Annotated in this window: 16 protein-coding genes; 11 read left to right on the forward strand and 5 right to left on the reverse strand. The window is 70.4% G+C overall.

What is annotated here, in order from left to right:
- Nucleotides 1-27: 27 nt before the first annotated feature.
- The gene (locus tag ACI3KX_RS05355; RefSeq protein WP_404908404.1) at nucleotides 28-903 is read right to left on the reverse strand and encodes a PAC2 family protein; all 876 of its coding nucleotides are present in this window, start codon (nucleotides 901-903) and stop codon (nucleotides 28-30) included.
- A 91-nt stretch (nucleotides 904-994) separates the two neighbouring features.
- Here ACI3KX_RS05355 and ACI3KX_RS05360 point away from each other — a divergent pair, with 91 nt between their 5' ends.
- From ACI3KX_RS05360 to lnt, 9 genes are all read left to right on the forward strand, one after another.
- The gene (locus ACI3KX_RS05360) at nucleotides 995-1,702 is read left to right on the forward strand and encodes an HAD family phosphatase (RefSeq protein WP_363357446.1); all 708 of its coding nucleotides are present in this window, start codon (nucleotides 995-997) and stop codon (nucleotides 1,700-1,702) included.
- Entirely contained in the window at nucleotides 1,699-2,724 is a 1,026-nt protein-coding gene (locus ACI3KX_RS05365) for a tRNA (adenine-N1)-methyltransferase (protein ID WP_404908407.1), read from the forward strand. Before ACI3KX_RS05360 ends, ACI3KX_RS05365 begins: the two co-directional genes overlap by 4 nt.
- Before the next feature lie 9 nt (nucleotides 2,725-2,733).
- A complete protein-coding gene (locus tag ACI3KX_RS05370; RefSeq protein WP_404908410.1) occupies nucleotides 2,734-3,699 on the forward strand; it encodes an FKBP-type peptidyl-prolyl cis-trans isomerase in 966 nt (321 codons plus the stop codon).
- A gap of 44 nt (nucleotides 3,700-3,743) precedes the next feature.
- On the forward strand, nucleotides 3,744-4,760 hold the full coding sequence (locus ACI3KX_RS05375) for a helix-turn-helix transcriptional regulator (protein ID WP_404908413.1): 1,017 nt from the start codon (nucleotides 3,744-3,746) through the stop codon (nucleotides 4,758-4,760).
- Nucleotides 4,757-5,719, forward strand: a complete 963-nt coding sequence (locus ACI3KX_RS05380) for a helix-turn-helix transcriptional regulator (RefSeq protein WP_404908415.1) — start codon at nucleotides 4,757-4,759, stop codon at nucleotides 5,717-5,719. The genes ACI3KX_RS05375 and ACI3KX_RS05380 overlap by 4 nt, the downstream gene beginning before the upstream one ends.
- A gap of 67 nt (nucleotides 5,720-5,786) precedes the next feature.
- Nucleotides 5,787-6,032 carry a Sec-independent protein translocase subunit TatA gene (tatA, locus tag ACI3KX_RS05385; protein ID WP_349427616.1) on the forward strand — a complete coding sequence of 82 codons (246 nt, stop codon included), beginning with the start codon at nucleotides 5,787-5,789 and terminating at the stop codon, nucleotides 6,030-6,032.
- Nucleotides 6,033-6,098: 66 nt separating this feature from the next.
- Nucleotides 6,099-6,860 carry a twin-arginine translocase subunit TatC gene (tatC, locus tag ACI3KX_RS05390; protein WP_404908505.1) on the forward strand — a complete coding sequence of 254 codons (762 nt, stop codon included), beginning with the start codon at nucleotides 6,099-6,101 and terminating at the stop codon, nucleotides 6,858-6,860.
- Nucleotides 6,857-9,379, forward strand: a complete 2,523-nt coding sequence (locus ACI3KX_RS05395) for a DEAD/DEAH box helicase (protein WP_404908418.1) — start codon at nucleotides 6,857-6,859, stop codon at nucleotides 9,377-9,379. The genes tatC and ACI3KX_RS05395 overlap by 4 nt, the downstream gene beginning before the upstream one ends.
- A gap of 48 nt (nucleotides 9,380-9,427) precedes the next feature.
- On the forward strand, nucleotides 9,428-10,993 hold the full coding sequence (lnt, locus tag ACI3KX_RS05400; protein ID WP_404908420.1) for an apolipoprotein N-acyltransferase: 1,566 nt from the start codon (nucleotides 9,428-9,430) through the stop codon (nucleotides 10,991-10,993).
- Between the two features lie 23 nt (nucleotides 10,994-11,016).
- Here the strand turns inward: lnt and ACI3KX_RS05405 are convergent, their stop codons facing one another.
- From ACI3KX_RS05405 to ACI3KX_RS05420, 4 genes are all read right to left on the reverse strand, one after another.
- Nucleotides 11,017-11,400 (reverse strand): RNA polymerase-binding protein RbpA, encoded by a 384-nt coding sequence (locus tag ACI3KX_RS05405; RefSeq protein WP_349427613.1) that lies wholly within the window; start codon nucleotides 11,398-11,400, stop codon nucleotides 11,017-11,019.
- A gap of 126 nt (nucleotides 11,401-11,526) precedes the next feature.
- The gene (locus ACI3KX_RS05410; protein ID WP_404908422.1) at nucleotides 11,527-12,303 is read right to left on the reverse strand and encodes a glycerophosphodiester phosphodiesterase family protein; all 777 of its coding nucleotides are present in this window, start codon (nucleotides 12,301-12,303) and stop codon (nucleotides 11,527-11,529) included.
- A complete protein-coding gene (locus ACI3KX_RS05415; protein ID WP_363357439.1) occupies nucleotides 12,300-13,298 on the reverse strand; it encodes an SPFH domain-containing protein in 999 nt (332 codons plus the stop codon). The genes ACI3KX_RS05410 and ACI3KX_RS05415 overlap by 4 nt, the downstream gene beginning before the upstream one ends.
- Nucleotides 13,295-13,789: an NfeD family protein gene (locus ACI3KX_RS05420; RefSeq protein WP_404908426.1), complete on the reverse strand. Its 495-nt coding sequence runs from the start codon at nucleotides 13,787-13,789 to the stop codon at nucleotides 13,295-13,297. The genes ACI3KX_RS05415 and ACI3KX_RS05420 overlap by 4 nt, the downstream gene beginning before the upstream one ends.
- Before the next feature lie 42 nt (nucleotides 13,790-13,831).
- Here ACI3KX_RS05420 and ACI3KX_RS05425 point away from each other — a divergent pair, with 42 nt between their 5' ends.
- The gene (locus tag ACI3KX_RS05425) at nucleotides 13,832-14,605 is read left to right on the forward strand and encodes an SDR family oxidoreductase (RefSeq protein WP_404908429.1); all 774 of its coding nucleotides are present in this window, start codon (nucleotides 13,832-13,834) and stop codon (nucleotides 14,603-14,605) included.
- Nucleotides 14,606-14,608: 3 nt separating this feature from the next.
- Nucleotides 14,609-16,594: a S9 family peptidase gene (locus ACI3KX_RS05430; protein WP_404908430.1), complete on the forward strand. Its 1,986-nt coding sequence runs from the start codon at nucleotides 14,609-14,611 to the stop codon at nucleotides 16,592-16,594.
- The last annotated feature ends 70 nt before the right edge of the window (nucleotides 16,595-16,664 follow it).

Below are 16,664 nucleotides of genomic sequence, written 5' to 3' on the forward strand. Positions count from 1 at the left end.
AGCGACCGCGCGGCGGACGGATGCCGCTCAGCGGCGCGGGTCGTCGCGGCCGGGCTTGCTGGGGCCGTCGCCCGGCTTTCCGTCGGTGCGGCGCAGATAGCGCTCGAACTCCTGTGCGATCGCATCGCCCGACGCCTCGGGGGAGTCCCACGTGTCGCGCGTGCGCTCGAGCTGGTGGATGTACTCCGTCATCTCCTCGTCGTCGGCCGCGGCCGCGTCGATGGAGGCCTCCCAGGCCGCCGCCTCGGTGGCGAGATCGCCACGGGGGACCGGAGCGCCGGTGAGGTCTTCCAGCTTGTCGAGGAGTGCGAGCGTCGCCTTGGGCGACGGCGTGTGTCCGGCGACGTAATGCGGGACGCTCGCCCACAGGCTGGCCGTCGGGATGCCGGCGCGCTCCGCGGCGTCGCCGAGCACGCTCAGGATGCCGACGGGCCCTTCGTACGAGCTGCGCTCCAGCTCGAGGGAGCCGCGAAGGTTCTCGTTGTCGCTGCCTGCGAAGACGGAGATCGGGCGAGTGTGCGGCACATCCGACATCATGGAGCCGATCGCGACGAAGCCCGTGATGTCCTCCCGCAGCGCCATGTCGATGAACTCGGACGAGAAGGCCTGCCACGCGCGGGCCGGCTCGACTCCCGTGAGCAGCCACAGCTGCGTGCCGCGGGTCGTGCGTGCCGGGCGCAGCAGCGAGGCCTCCGGCCAGCGGAGCGTGCGTCGTCCGTCGCCGTCCGCGGCGATGTGCGGGCGCGTGTACTGGTAGTCGAAGTAGAGCTCGGGATCCACCGAGAAGACGGTCTCGTACGATCCGCCCTCGCGCAGCTGCGTGATGGCGGATGACGCGGCTTCGCCAGCGTCGTTCCATCCATCGAATGCGGCGACGAGAACACGACGACCCAGTCCGTCCACGGGACCCCCTCCGCCCGCATCGTCCGCGGGCTCCATCCAGGATATGCCCCCCTCTCCACGGAGGGCCGGAGCCCTCTCGTAGGATTGCACGGTGAATGAGCCCCGCCTCTCGGCCGTCCTGTGGGATATGGACGGCACCCTCGTCGACACCGAGCCGTATTGGATGGCGGCGGAGACGCCGCTCATCGAGAGCTTCGGCGGGACGTGGTCGCACGAGCAGGCGCTCGGCCTGGTGGGCCTCGGGCTCGAGGATTCCGCGCGCATCCTGCAGGGGACCGGGGTGCGCATGAGCACCGACGCCATCATCGATCACCTCACCGACGACGTCATGCGCCAGCTGAACGTCACCGGCGTGCCGTTCCGTCCCGGGGCGCGCGAGCTGCTCGCGAACCTTCGCGATGCCGGCATCAAGACGGGCCTGGTGACGATGTCGATGCGGCGCATGGCGCAGACGGTCGTCGACCTCATCGACTTCGAGGCGTTCGACGTCGTGATCGCGGGCGACGACGCGACGCGCCCGAAGCCCTTCCCCGACCCGTACCTGCAGGCGTGCGAGGTGCTGGGCGTCGCTCCCCACGAGACGGTGGCGATCGAGGACTCCCCGAACGGCCTGCGTTCGGCCGTGGCCTCCGGCGCCGCCGTGATCGGCGTGCCGCTCATGGTCTCCCTCACCGGCGCCGGCGCGCACATCCTCTGGGACACGCTCGACGGCCGCACCGCCGACGACGTCATCGCCTTCCACGCGGCGCACCGCGCACGCGTCCACGCCTCCGACCCGGCCGAGGAGATCGCCCGATGACCGACAACCTCGCCGCCGCCGAACGACCGAGCGGTCCCTTCCGCCTCGGTGACCGCGTGCAGCTCACCGGTCCCAAGGGCCGGCTCCACACCATCACGCTGCGCGGGGACGGCGAGCTGCACACGCACCACGGCGTGCTCAAGCACACGCAGCTCATCGGCCAGCCGGACGGGTCCGTCGTCGCCAACAGCGGCGGCCACGAGTACCTCGCGCTGCGGCCGCTGCTGCGGGACTTCGTGATGTCGATGCCGCGCGGCGCCGCCATCGTCTACCCGAAGGATGCCGCCCAGATCCTCGCCGAGGCCGACATCTTCCCGGGCGCCACCGTGGTCGAGGCCGGGGTCGGATCGGGAGCCCTGTCACTGTGGCTCCTGCGGGCGATCGGCGGCCACGGACGCCTGGTGTCGTTCGAGCGCCGTGACGACTTCGCCGCCGTCGCCCGCGCGAACGTCGAGACCTTCATCGGCGAGGTCCCCGCGAACTGGGACGTGGTCGTCGGAGACCTGGCCGAGGAGCTCACCGACACCGTGGCTCCGGCATCCGTCGACCGCGTCGTCCTCGACATGCTGGCACCGTGGGAATGCATCGACGTCGTCGCCGAGGCCCTCACGCCCGGCGGCGTCGTCGTCTGCTACGTCGCGACCGCGACGCAGCTGAGCCGCGTCGCGGAGTACATCCGCGGCACCGGCCTGTTCACCGAGCCCGACGCGAACGAGACGATGGTGCGCGGCTGGCACGTCGAAGGCCTCGCCGTGCGTCCGGACCACCGCATGGTCGCGCACACCGGCTTCCTGATCTGGGCGCGCCGCCTGGCACCCGGCGCCATCGCACCGGAGGTCAAGCGCCGGGCCTCGAAGTCCAGCTACGGCGACGAGGATGTCGAGCTGTGGACGCCGGGCGCGGTCGGCGACCGGCAGATCACCGACAAGAACCTGCGTAAGCGCGTCCGCGAGGCCGAGCGCGCGGCGGAGGGCGCCCGTCAGGCGTCGGGACGCGCGGGCGAGCCCGACGGCACCGCCTAGACTGTTCCGGTGCGCAAGATCCCCGCTGCCCTCGCCGTCCTGGGACTGGTGACCGTCGGCCTGGCCGGATGCTCGATGCCCGGCTCGTCGTCAGACTGCTCCCGTCCTGCCGTGTCCGACGCCGACGTCATGGACCTCATCGACGTCACCGGCGACACCGAGGACCAGCCCGAGGTCGACGTGTACACACCGCTGCACGCGCCGCACCTCGCCTTCGAGGACGTCGTCTCGGGCGACGGCACGCCGGTCACCGCGCCGAACCAGCTCATGGTGGTCGACGTCGCGCTCTTCAGCGGTACGACCGGTGAGCCGATCGTGGCGACCGCGTATGACGGCGACCTGTCGCGCGTCTCGTCGCCGGATCAGTGGACGACGAACTTCCCCGGCTTCGAAGAGGCCCTGCAGTGCGCCACCGAGGGCTCGCGCATCGCGGTCGCGATGTCGCCCGACGACATGTCGCCCGACGTCTCGGTCGGCTTCGGCCTGGACGAGGAGGACACCGTCGTGGCGGTCATCGACCTGCGCAAGGTGTATCTCCCCGCCGCCGACGGGCAGAACCAGTTCAACAGCGGCTTCGGCCTGCCCACCGTCGTGCGTGCGCCCGACGGCCAGCCGGGCCTGATCATCCCCGACGGCGCCCCGCCCACCGACCTCGTCGTCCAGACCCTGAAGAAGGGCACCGGAGAGACGGTGACCGGCGACCAGCCGGTGCGCGTCCACTACAGTGGTGTCGTCTGGGGCGAGGACGAGACGTTCGACAGCACATGGGGCGATCAGCCCGCGTCGGTCACTGCCGACGCGGTCGTCCCCGGTTTCGCGAAGGCGCTCGAGGGCCAGACCGTCGGCTCGCAGGTGCTGGTCGTCGTCCCGCCCGACCAGGGCTACGGCGACGACGCCAACGGCGCCGTCCCGCCCGGCTCGACGCTCGTCTACGTCATCGACATCCTCGGCGTCGACGTCCCGCCGGCGGAGTGACCGGGTTCCGCGACCCGGGTCGCGGGCGGCCCTAAGATAGGCGGGTGCCTGCCACTGCCGCCGCGAAGATCCCGCCCGAGGAGCGCCTTGTCAACCTCGTGGTGGCCCTCATCGCGACCGACCAGGGGCTGACGAAGGACACGATCCTGACCTCGGTCGCCGGCTACCGCGAGCAGAGCGCGGCGGGCGCGTCGAAAGACGCGCTCGAGAAGATGTTCGAGCGCGACAAGGAGTCGCTGCGCGGCCTCGGCGTGCCGATCGAGACGATCGGCGACTGGGCCGATCCCGACGACCTGCGCGAGGCGCGCTATCGCGTGCCGAGCGCCGAGTACGAGCTGCCCGAGGACATCGATTTCACCCCGGCCGAACAGGCGCTCCTCACACTCGCCGGAGGCGTGTGGAGCCAGAGCTCGATGTCGGACGATGCCCGCAGCGGTCTGCGGAAGATCCGTGCGCTCGGCGACCTCGTCGACGAGCCCATCATCGGATTCTCGCCGCGCCTCAGCATGCACGATCCCGCCTTCCCGGGGCTGCAGCAGGCGATCGAGTCGAGCCGCGTCGTCACCTTCCCGTACCTCAAGCCGGGGGAGGAGGCTCCTCGCACGCGCCGGGTGCAGCCCCTGGCCCTCATCGAGTACGAGGGCCGCTGGCACGTGTTCGGCATCGATCTCGACGTGCAGGCCGATCGCACGTTCCTGCTCCAGCGGATCGTCGGGCCCGTCACCCTCGCACGCGCCTCGTTCGACCCGGCGCTGCGCGAGGGCGCAGGAGAGCGGGCGCTGGCCGGCCTCGACGAGGTCGCCGCCCGCAACTCGGCCCTCCTCGAGGTCAACCCCGGCACCGAGGCCGCGCTCCGGCTCGCCCGCCGGGCGCAGCCTGCCGAGCAGGGCATCCGCGTGCCGTACGTCGACGCCCACATCTTCGCCGACGAGCTCGCCTCCTACGGACCCGAGGTGCGTGTCGTGGCTCCGGCGGAGCTGCGGGATCGCGTGATCGACCGCCTCGCCGCCACACGCGACCTGCACGAGGCAGCGTCGACGAACGCGAGGAGCCAGTCATGACCGCGCGCAGGCCACTGGTGGCGACGGACCGCGCCGCCCTCATGCTGCAGCTCGTGCCGTACCTCATCGGCAAGGGCGAGGTCTCGCTCGCCGAGGCCGCCGACGAGTTCGACGTCGCGCCCGAGCAGATGCGGTCGATGGTCGAGAAGCTGACGGTCATCGGCCTTCCCGGCGACCGGGGCTACTGGCAGATGTCGAACGACCTGTTCGACATCGACTGGGACCTCCTCGACGAACGCGACCTGATCGTCATCACGAACTCGGTCGGCCTGGAGCGGTCGCCGAAGCTGACGGCCCGCGAAGCCGCCGCGCTGCTCGCGGGTCTGCAGCTGGCGCGTTCCATCCCGGGCGTGGGCGACACCGAGCTCTACTCAGGGCTGCTGGCCAAGCTGGCACGCGGAGCGTCCGCCACGCCGGCAGAGGTGATCCTGGCTCCCGAGCCGGTCGACGCCGTGCGCGACCTCGTCGCCGACGCGCTGCGTCGCGGCGTCGCCGTCTCGTTCACCTACAAGGCGCCCGACGCCGCACCCACGACCCGCACCGTCGATCCGGTCAAGGTGCACATCGCGAGCGGCCAGTGGTATCTGCAGGGCTGGTGCCATCTGCGCGAGGCGATGCGCACCTTCCACCTGGACCGCGTCAGCGACCTCGAGCTCACCGGCATCCCCAGCACGCACGCGGGAGAGCAGGCGCCCGACTGGTTCGACACCGACGCCGGTGACATCGTCGCCCGCATCCGCTTCCCCGAAGAGGTCGCACCACTGCTCGGCGACTACCTCGACCGCGCGACGCTCGAGACCTCCGGCGGCGTCACGATCGCCACCATGCGGGTCGCCGACGAACTGAGCCTGCGCCGTCTCGCGGCACGCCGCGGAGGCGCCGTCGAGGTGCTCGAGCCCGCCGGCGCGCGCCGGGCTGTGGCAGAGTGGGCTGAAGCCGGCTTGGCGCAATACCGCTGAGGGCGGCTCCGAGTCACCGTCACAGGGTTACACTGGAGCCACATCCGCACCGACAAGGAGACTCCGCATGGGCGCATTCGGATGGCCGCATCTTCTGATCATCCTCGCGGTGATCCTGCTCCTCTTCGGGGCTGCAAAGCTGCCGGCTCTCGCCAAGAGCCTCGGTCAGTCCGCCCGGGTGTTCAAGGGTGAGATGAAGGCGATGAAGGAGGACGACTCCTCGGCCAAGTCCAAGGCCGAGAACGTGTCGTCGGATGCTCCGAAGGCCGATACTCCGGCGAGCTCGAGCAGCACCGCAGACCCGTCCTCCTGACCCGGCGTGGTCACCACGGATCCACCGCGCATCGAGGAGCCCGAGCAGCCTCGGCGCGATAAGCGGATGTCCCTCGGCGGGCATCTGCGCGAACTGCGGAAGCGATTCTTCATCGCGGCGGCCGGCCTCGTCATCGGCATGGTGGTCGCGTTCCTCATCAGCGGCTGGGTGATCGATCTGCTCTCGCAGCCGATCGTGGAGATCGCGGGGGAGCGGGGCGACCAGTACATCGCCCTGAACTTCACGACCGTCTCGAGCGGCTTCGATCTGCACATGCGCATCGCCTTTGCGATCGGCCTTCTCATCTCGGCGCCGGTGTGGCTGTGGCAGATCTGGGCGTTCATCATGCCCGGGCTCACGCGCAAGGAGGTCCAGTACACCATCGGCTTCCTGGCCGCGGCGATCCCGCTCTTCATGGCGGGCCTCTACGTCGGCTGGCTGATCATGCCGCACATGGTCGTGCTGATGTCGAACTTCGTGCCGAACGACCAGGGCATCGCGCAGTTCTACGACTACGCCACGTACTACGACTTCGTCTTCAAGCTGCTGCTCGTGATCGGCGTGTCCTTCGTGACTCCAGTGTTCCTCGTCGCCCTCAACCTCGCGGGCGTGGTGTCGGGCCGCGACATCCTCAAGGGCTGGCGCGTCGCGATCATCATCATCACCGTCTTCGCCGCCGCGGCGACTCCCGCCGCCGATGTCACCTCGATGCTGCTTCTCGCGGGGATCCTGTGCGTGCTGTACTTCGCCGCGGTCGGGCTGTCCATGCTGTTCGACCGCCGCAAGGCGAAGCGCGCGGCCACGCTCCTCCCGCCCGAGGCGCCGTGAGCGACCCCGCTCCTGCCGAGCGCTATGCACGAGCGAGCGAGACCGCTCAGCTCGATCGCACCCACCCCCTCACCGCCGCGTTCGCGGCGTCCCAGCGATTCACCCTCGACCCGTTCCAGATCGAGGGATGCCGCTCGCTCGAGGACGGCCGGAGCGTCCTGGTCGCCGCGCCCACCGGCGCGGGCAAGACGATCGTCGGCGAGTTCGCCGTGCATCTGGCGATGCAGACGCCCGGCGACAAGGCGTTCTACACGACGCCGATGAAGGCGCTGTCGAACCAGAAGTTCCGGGAGCTCCAGGACGTCTACGGCGCCGATGAGGTCGGTCTTCTCACCGGCGACACGAACATCAACGGCAACGCGCGCATCGTCGTCATGACGACCGAGGTGCTGCGCAACATGCTCTATGCCGACTCTCCGGCGCTGCGCGGCCTCCGGTACGTGGTGATGGACGAGGTGCACTACCTCGCCGACCGGTTCCGCGGCGCCGTATGGGAAGAGGTCATCATCCACCTCGCGCCCACCGTGCGACTGGTGTCGCTGTCGGCGACGGTGTCGAACGCCGAGGAGTTCGGCGACTGGCTCGACACCGTGCGCGGCGACACCGAGGTGATCGTCTCCGAGACCCGCCCGGTGCCCCTCGAACAGCACGTGCTGGTGCGGGGGGACCTCCTGCCCCTGTTCGACGACCGCGCCGGCATCGCGACGGCGCAGGTCAACCAGGAGCTCATGCGCATCCGGTCGTTCAAGGGGCCGAACTTCGAGAACAACAGGCGCGCGCAGCAGCTGCGCAGCGGCGACCGCGGTGAACGCGCTCACTACGCGGGCGGCGGGTACGAGGCATCCCGCCGTCGTCCGAGCCGGGGCGGGACGCGACCGGTGCGCTCGGCGAACGTGCAGCGCATCGAGCGCCTCGATCGCCCGGACGTCGTCGAGCTGCTGTCGCGGGCGAACCTGCTGCCGGCGATCTTCTTCATCTTCAGCCGCGTGGGCTGCGACGCAGCCGTGCAGCAGGTCCGGCGTGCCGGCGTGCGCCTGACGTCGCACGAGGAACGCCGCGAGATCCGCGCCGTGATCGAAGAGCGCACCCGCACCCTTCTCGAGGAGGATCTCGCCGTCCTGGGCTTCTGGGAGTGGCGTGAGAACCTCGAGCGGGGTGTCGCCTCGCACCATGCGGGGCTGCTGCCGGCCTTCAAAGAGGTGGTCGAGGAGCTCTTCCAGCGCAAGCTCGTGAAAGTGGTGTTCGCGACCGAGACTCTCGCGCTCGGCATCAACATGCCCGCCCGCACCGTGGTCCTCGAGAAGCTCGAGAAGTTCAACGGCGAGGCGCGCGTCGCGATCACGTCGGGGGAGTACACGCAACTCACCGGGCGGGCGGGGCGTCGCGGCATCGACGTCGAGGGCCACGCCGTGATCCAGTGGACCGAGGCGCTCGACCCGCAGGCGGTCGCCGCCCTGGCGTCGCGGCGCACGTATCCGCTGAACTCCAGCTTCCGACCGACCTACAACATGGCCGTCAACCTCATCGACCAGTTCGGCCGGGCGCGGGCGCGCGAGATCCTCGAGTCGTCGTTCGCCCAGTTCCAGGCCGACCGCGCGGTGGTGGGCCTTGCCCGCCAGGTCCGCGAGCAGGAGGAATCGCTCGCGGGATACGAGAAGGCGATGACGTGCGACCGGGGCGACTTCGCGGAGTACTCGGGCATCCGCCGCGAGCTGAGCGATCTCGAGAAGGTGAACCGCAAGGATGTCAGCGCCGCGCGGCGCACGCGCGACGAGCGGCAGCGCCAGATCTCGAGTCTGCGCAAGCGCATGCAGCGGCATCCGTGTCATCAGTGCCCCGACCGCGAGCACCACGCCCGCTGGGCCGAGCGCTACTGGAAGCTCAAGCGCGAGATCGACAAGATGCGGCGCCAGATCGACACCCGCACCGGAACAGTGGCGCGGATCTTCGACCGCGTCGTCGACGTGCTGGGGGCACTCGAGTACGTGGCGATCGCCGACGACGGAGTCACGACGCTCACTCCCGCCGGGCGCACGATGCGGCGCATCTACGGGGAGCGCGACCTGCTGGTCGCCGAGTCGCTGCGCCGCGGGATCTGGAAGGACCTGGATGCCGCGTCCCTCGCCGCTCTCGCCTGCTCGCTGGTCTACGAGCCGCGCCGCGACGACGCCGGGCCGGGGGAGCGCGGACTGCCGCGCGGAGCGTTCCGGTCCGCCTTCGAGGCGACGACGTCGCTGTGGCAGGAGCTCGACGATCTCGAGCGCGAGCACCGGCTCCCAGGATCCGAGCCCGTCTCTGCGGGCCTGGCGCAGGCGATGCACACGTGGGCGCGCGGCGGCATGCTCGATCGCGTGCTGACCGAGGCCGATATGGCGGCGGGCGACTTCGTCCGCTGGGCGAAGCAGACGATCGACCTGCTCGACCAGCTGTCGATCGTCGCCGACCAGCCGATAGCCGGCACCGCCCGCAAGGCGCTGGATGCCGTCCGCCGCGGCATCGTCGCCTATTCGGCCGTCTGACCCCGCGGCCGAAGAGCATCGTCGTCCCGCTCGCCTAGGGTGGAATCCGTGCCACCCGACGCGCCGTCCCGCCCACCGCTGCCGCGCCCGCTCCTGCCCCTGTGGGCGGCGGTCATCGCGGCGGCCGTCGGCGGACTCGCCCTCACGACGGCCTTCCCGGCGCTGGCGTGGTGGCCGATGGTGTTCGTGGCGATCCCGCTGACACTGATCAGCCTCATCGGCCGGCGGGTCTGGGGCGCCGTCCTGGTCGGGCTGGTCTTCGGACTGGCGTTCTTCCTGGTGAACGTGTCGTTCACCGCGCGGTATCTCGGCCCTGTCCCGTGGATCGCTCTTGCGACCCTCGAGGCGCTCCTCACGGCGGTGACGGCCGTGCCGATCGCGCTGGCCTACCGGTGGCTCCCGCGCGTGCGGACGGGCGCCTGGGCGCGCCTGGTGGCCCTCCCCGCGATCGTGGCCGCCCTGTGGGTCCTGCGTGAGCAGCTGCTCGGCACGTGGCCGTACGGAGGGTTCCCGTGGGGCCGTGTCGGCATCTCGCAGGCCGACAGCCCGCTTGCGAGCGTCGCGTCCTGGGTGGGCGTCGCGGGGCTGTCCTTCTTCGTCGTCATGGTGTGCGCGAGTGCGGTCGAGTGGGCGCGGATGCGCCGGTACCGCGACCTCCGCACGGCTCTCCCTGTCGCCGTCGTCGCGATCCTGCTGTTCGCGCTGCCGCAGTTCCCGACGACGGACGCCGGCACCATGCGCGTCGGGGCGGTCCAGGGCAACGGACCGGCGGGCTACTTCGACGAGCGCGGCCGGAACGACGTGCTGAACGCCCAGCTGCGGGCCACGGCTCCGCTGTTCGGCGAGGATCTCGACGTGCTGCTGTGGCCGGAGGGCGGCGTCGACTCCGATCCGACGGCGAATGCGAGCACCGCCGCGACGCTGGATGCGCTGGCGGGTCGGCTCGATGCGCCACTCGTCGTCGCGGCGGTCACGCAGCGCGGTGACGAGTACTTCAACTCATCCCTGCTGTGGGAGCAGGATGCCGAGAATCCGGTCGACGTGTACGACAAGCGGCATCCCGTGCCGTTCGGCGAATACGTCCCCGATCGCTGGCTCTACCGGCTGTTCGCGCCGGACCTCATCGATCTCGTGCAGCGGGAGTACACGCAGGGCGGCTCCCGCCCGTTCTTCGACGTGGACGGCGTCGGCGTCGGCCTGGCGATCTGCTTCGACGTCATCTACGACGACGTGATCTGGGACGGCGCGCAGGACGGCGCCGAGATCTACATGTTCCAGACGAACAACGCGGACTTCCGCGGCACCGACGAGAATCTCCAGCAGCTCGCCTTCGCCCGCATGCGCGCAGTCGAGACGGGACGCTCGGTCGTCAACATCTCGACGGTCGGGACGAGCCAGATCATCGCCCCCGACGGGTCGGAGATCGCCGGGATCCCCGCGGACACCGCCGGCCACATGCTGGAGGACGTGCCGCTGCGCACCGGGCTCACGCCCGCTGTCACCTTCGGGGGTGCGATCCAGCTGCTGCTCGTATGGGGCGGAGTGATCGCCCTCGTCTGCCTGGGCGTGCTCGGCCGCCTGCGCCCGGGGAACGCGAAAACGCCGGCCCCGTAGGGCCGGCGTCGCGCGGATGCGGGTCAGGCGCTGAGCTTGTCCGCCGTGACGCTCTCACCGGCTCCGCGGCGGGCGCGGATGTAGGCGAGACGCTCCTCCAGAAGCTCTTCGAGCTCCGGAAGGGTGCGGCGCTCCAGGAGCATGTCCCAGTGGCTGCGCGGGGTCTTGTCGCCCGAGTGATCGACGGTCGCGGTGCCGTCGCCCACCCGCAGCAGCGCCTCGGCACCGCACGTGCGGCACTCCCAGGCGGGCGGAACCTCGGCGTCAACCGCGAAGGTCAAAGTCGTGTCACGTCCACACGACGTGCACGTGTAGATGTGTTGTGCGCGCTCATGGAACACGACGCCCTCTTCGCTCTGTAGGCTCTGGGCGCCGAGTCGGATGCCGCGCAGACTGCGGTCTGCCATTTTGTGGTCCTCTCGTCGCTGTACAGGTATAACGAAGTGACCTGTGCGGATCATCCGAAGGAGCCCTGTTCATCGACCTTTCACAGTGGATGCACAGCGGGACTCGCGGTCGGTCACATGGGCGTGCTATGTCAGCGCGGAGAGCGCGACGTCGGCGCGATCGGTGACGATGCCGTCGACGCCCATCGAGACGAGACGCCTCATGTCGTCGGGCTCGTTCACCGTCCATACGTGGACTTCGACATCGTGCCGGTGCGCGGCGGCGACGAGCCGAGGCGTGACGATGCGGAGGCGCCCCTGACGTTCGGGCACTTGCAGGGCGTCGATGCCCGCCAGCGCCCGGACCAGCAGCCGGTCCGACCGTGACGCCACGGCGGTCAGCACGCGCCCGATGGTGCTGCGGCCCGCAGACGTCGCAGGGCGGACGCCTCGGCCCATCGCCGCGGCGGCATCGAGGGCGGCACGCCGCCGCGCGTCGGAGAAGCTGGTCAGCAGCACGCGATCGCCGAAGGACGCGACCGTCCTGCCGACGGCGGACGCGGCAGCCGTCGCCTTCACGTCGAGGTTGAACCTCGTCGCCGGGAACGCGTCGAGCGCCTGGGCGAGCGTGATGAGCCCGCCGCGACCTTTCATGAGGTCTTCGAGCTCGCGCACGGGGACGTCGGCGACCTTGCGAGGGTCACCGGTGACGCGCGACAGATCGTCGTCGTGGAACAGCACCACCACGCCGTCCGCAGTGAGGTGGCAGTCCGACTCGACGTAGTGCGCCCCGGCGGAGTGGGCGGCGGCCACCGCGGCGAAGGAGTTCTCCACCATGCCGCCGCGGGCGGCATCCGATGTCACGAGCCCGCGGTGCGCGAGGATGCGCGGCGTCGCGACGCCGCTGAACCACGGGTGGGTCACGGGGTGGGCGGGGTGACTGCGGGCGGCGGGCCGCCGAGTGCGGCGCCGCCTGAGGCGGTGCCCGTGCTCTGCGCGCGACCCTTGGCCGCGGCATCCGTCATCACACCGGCGAACGAGCCGGTCAGACCTTTGAGCGCCTCGGTGAACTCGCTCGGGATGATCCAGAGCTTGCTCGATGCGCTGTCGGCGATCTTGGGGAGCGTCTGCAGATACTGGTACGCCAGCAGCTTGTCGTCGGGGTTGCCGGAGTGGATCGCGTCGAACACGGTCTGGATCGCCTCGGCCTCGCCCTGCGCCCGCAGCACCGCGGCCTGCTTGTCGCCTTCGGCCTTGAGGATCTCGGCTTGCCGACGGCCCTCCGCCTCGAGGATCTGAGACTGCTTCGAGCCCTCGGCGGTCAGGATCGTCGCGCGACGCTCGCGCTCGGCGCGCATCTGCTTCTCCATCGAGTCCTGGATCGAGTGCGGCGGGTCGATGGCCTTCAGCTCGACACGGGAGACGCGGATGCCCCACTTGCCGGTGGCCTCGTCGAGCACCACGCGCAGCTGACCGTTGATGTTGTCGCGGCTGGTGAGCGCCTCTTCGAGGTTCAGCCCGCCGACCACGTTGCGGAGGGTGGTCGTGGTCAGCTGCTCGACCGCACCGAGGTAGTTCGCGATCTCGTACGTGGCGGCACGCGCGTCGGTGACCTGGAAGTACACGACCGTGTCGATCGAGACCACCAGGTTGTCCTCGGTGATCACGGGCTGCGGCGGGAATGAGACGACCTGCTCGCGCATGTCGATGAGCGGACGCAGCCGGTCGATGAAGGGGACCAGCAGGTTCAGGCCCGGCATGAGGGTCTTGTGGTAGCGGCCAAGACGCTCGACGATGCCGGCATTGGCCTGCGGGATGATGCGGATCGAGCGGAAGATCACGACCAGCACGAAGATGAAGACCGCGATCGCGAGGATCCAGCCGATCGCGGTCGGGATGGCCGAGCTGATGTCGTTCATGCGAGCGGGTCCTCAGATGCCGGGGGCAGGGGAGTGGGGGAGTCGGAGCGGACCACCGCGGTCGCGCCGTCGATGCGGCTCACGCGCACCGGCGTGCCCGGGTCGAGGTCGCCGGATTCGGTCCGGGCGGTCCAGATGTCGCCGTTGGCGAGCTTGACCTGCCCGGCGTGGGCGCCCACCGACGAGACGACGGTGCCGCGCAGCCCGATGAGGGCGTCGACGTTGGAGGGCGTCGGGTCTTCGCCGCGGCGCAGGCGGCGCAGCAAGGGTGGCCGCAGGACCAGCACGAGGACAGCGGCGACGGCGGCGGCGACGATCACCTGGAGCCAGATCGGGGCGCCCAGCAGGTCCGTCATCAGACCGGCCAGACCGCCGATGCTGAGCATCAGGAAGGTGAAATCGAGAGTGAGCATCTCGATCACGAGGAACACCAGGATCAGCACCAGCCAGCCGATCCACGCCCACTGTTCGACGGTCTCGATGAGCTCCACGGTGCGCCTCCTCAGCTCGAACCTAGCAGGTAGGGTCTACACGTGACTGAGACATCCACCCCGCTTCCCGAGAGTTCCCTGAGCGGCAAGACCGCACTCGTGACGGGCTCGTCGCGCGGCATCGGCGCCGACACCGCGCGCTACCTCGCACAGGCCGGCGCGAACGTCGTCATCAACTACCGCAACAAGGCTCCGAGGGCCGAGAAACTCGCGACTCAGCTGCGTGAACTCGGGGTGCAGGTCCTCGTCGTCGGCGCGGATCTCACCGACCCGGCGTCCGTCCAGGCGATGTTCGACGAGGTCGCCCGCACGTTCGGAGCACTCGACATCCTCGTGCTCAACGCTTCGGGCGGCATGGAGTCCGGCATGGCCGAGGACTACGCGCTGCTGCTCAACCGCGACGCGCAGGTGAGCGTGCTCGAGACCGCCCTGCCGCTTCTGGGTGAAGGCTCGCGGGTCGTGTTCGTCACGAGCCACCAGGCCCACTTCATCCGGACGACGCCGACGATGCCCGAGTACGAGCCGGTCGCCCTCTCCAAGCGCGCCGGCGAGGACGCGCTGCGCGAGCGGATCCCTGCGCTGACCGAGCGCGGTGTCGAGTTCGTGGTCGTCTCGGGCGACATGATCGAGGGCACCATCACCGCGACACTGCTCGAGCGTGCGAACCCGGGCGCGATCGCCGCCCGCCGCGAGGACGCCGGCAAGCTCTACAACGTCTCCGAGTTCGCGGCCGAGGTCGCCCTCGCCGCGCTCGAGCCGGTGCCCGCCGACAACACGCGTCTGGTCGGCGACGTCTCGTCGTTCGGGACGGACTGATCGATGCGGGCTCAGGACATCGAGACCCTCATCTCCGTCGGACGCCCCGAGATCGCCGCTGACGGCTCGTTCGCCGTCTTCGCGTCCTCGCGCCCCGACATCGCCGCGAACCGGGCCGTCGGCCAGCTCTGGCGCGTCGACCTTCCCGACGGCGCCCCGCGCCGCCTCACGCGCGGCGTCGCCGACGGCTCTCCGAAGCTCTCGCCCGACGACTCCCGCATCGCCTTCGTGCGCGCCGACGCCAAGGGCAAGGCGCAGGTCCACGTCGTGGCGGCGGGCGGCGGCGAGCCGGTGCAGGCCACCGACGCGACGCTCGGCGTCGAGGACTTCGCGTGGTCGCCCGACGGCGCCACGATCGCCTACCTCGCGCGCGTGCCCGAGAAGGGCCGCTACGGCAGCGTGGAGGGGCTGGATGCCGCGGCCGAGGCGCCGCGTCACATCACGGGCATCCGCTGGCACGCGAACGGTCTCGGCTACATCGGCGACCGGCCCGCGCACGTCTTCGTGATCGCGGCCCCGGAGCCGGATTCCGAGCCGTTCTACGAGCCCGCCGCGGCCGTGCGCCCCGACGATGCGACGCCGCCGAAGCAGATCGTCGTGGCCGCAGAGGCGCGTGCACTGACCGAAGGCGCGGCGTCCCACGGCGGCCTGGCGTTCACCGCCGACGGCCGCGAGGTGCTGACCGTCCCCGACGACATCGAGGCGGACCGCCGCGACCTGCGCAACCGCCTCCTGGCGATCTCCGTCGACGGCTCGGGTGAGCGTGAGCTGCTGTCAGCCGACGCCGGTCTCTCGCTGTCGGGGCTGGACGTCGCCGACGACGGCACCATCGCACTGCTCGCCAACGAGGTCGGCGACGGCGTCGACTTCGTCGCACCGGCCGTCGGCCTGTGGCTGCTGGAAGAGGGCGGTCCGGTCCGGATCACGGATGCCGAGACGATCGACCTCGGTGAGGCCGGCAGCCACATCACGGCGGTCGGCGACGGATTCCTGGTGCAGGACCGCACACGTGGCCGCATGCGGCTGATCCGCGTCGGCCGCGACGGCGCCCTCTCCGAGGTCCTCAGCGGCGACGTCGAAGTGACGGGCCACGCCGCCGCAGGTGACCACGTCGTCGCCGCCGTGGTGCGCCCCGACTCGTTCGGCGAGCTCGTGCTCGTCGAGGCCGGCGCCGCCCGCACCTTGACCGCGTTCGGAGCGCCTGCCGCGGCATCCGGCATCGCTCTTCCGCGCGAGCTGACCGTGGCGGGTCGCGATGGCTACCCGGTGCACGGCTGGATCGCCGCACCCGAGGGTGAAGGACCGTTCCCGGTCATCCTGCAGATCCACGGCGGACCGTTCGCGTCGTATGGGGTGCACCTGTTCGACGAGACGCAGGTGCTCGTGGATGCCGGCTATGCGGTGGTCTACTCGAACCCCCGCGGCTCGGCGGGCTATGGACGAGCGCACGGTCGCAGCATCCGCCAGCAGATGGGCACCGTCGACTTCGCCGACGTCATCGACTTCCTCGACGGAGCCATCGCCGACGACGCACGCCTGGACGGCGAGCGGGTCGGCGTGATGGGCGGCTCGTACGGCGGCTACCTCACCGCCTGGGTCATCGCGCACGACCACCGCTTCGCCGGCGCGATCGTGGAGCGCGGCTTCCTCGAGCCGCTGTCATTCCAGGGGACGAGCGACATCGGCTCGTTCTTCGGCGACGAGTACGTCGGGATCTCGGCCGACGACATCGCGCGACAGAGCCCGATGGCGGTCGTCGGCCAGGTGAAGACGCCGACGCTCGTGATGCACTCGGAACTCGACTTCCGCTGCCCGCTCGAGCAGGCGACACGGTACTACTCGGCGCTCAAGCGCCAGGGCACCGAAGCCGAGCTGCTGGTGTTCCCCGGCGAGAACCACGAGCTCACGCGCTCGGGACGGCCGCGCCACCGCATCGAGCGTTTCGATGCCGTGCTCGACTGGTGGCGCCGGCACCTGCCGGTCGACTGACCAAGGTCGTACAGACGACACCGGCCCCGGGAGCGATCGCTCCCGGGGCCGGTGTCTGATCGGGCTCGGA

The sequence above is a fragment of the Microbacterium sp. ZW CA_36 genome (assembly GCF_044987475.1).
In the GTDB taxonomy this organism is placed as follows: Bacteria; Actinomycetota; Actinomycetes; order Actinomycetales; family Microbacteriaceae; genus Microbacterium.

Coding starts and splice junctions, on each gene's coding strand:
- ACI3KX_RS05365 (WP_404908407.1), top strand. CDS start 1,699: ATGACCGACAACCTCGCCGCCGCCGAACGACCGAGCGGTCCCTTCCGC.
- ACI3KX_RS05380 (WP_404908415.1), top strand. CDS start 4,757: ATGACCGCGCGCAGGCCACTGGTGGCGACGGACCGCGCCGCCCTCATG.
- tatA (WP_349427616.1), top strand. CDS start 5,787: ATGGGCGCATTCGGATGGCCGCATCTTCTGATCATCCTCGCGGTGATC.
- tatC (WP_404908505.1), top strand. CDS start 6,099: ATGTCCCTCGGCGGGCATCTGCGCGAACTGCGGAAGCGATTCTTCATC.
- ACI3KX_RS05405 (WP_349427613.1), bottom strand. CDS start 11,400: ATGGCAGACCGCAGTCTGCGCGGCATCCGACTCGGCGCCCAGAGCCTA.
- ACI3KX_RS05415 (WP_363357439.1), bottom strand. CDS start 13,298: ATGAACGACATCAGCTCGGCCATCCCGACCGCGATCGGCTGGATCCTC.
- ACI3KX_RS05430 (WP_404908430.1), top strand. CDS start 14,609: ATGCGGGCTCAGGACATCGAGACCCTCATCTCCGTCGGACGCCCCGAG.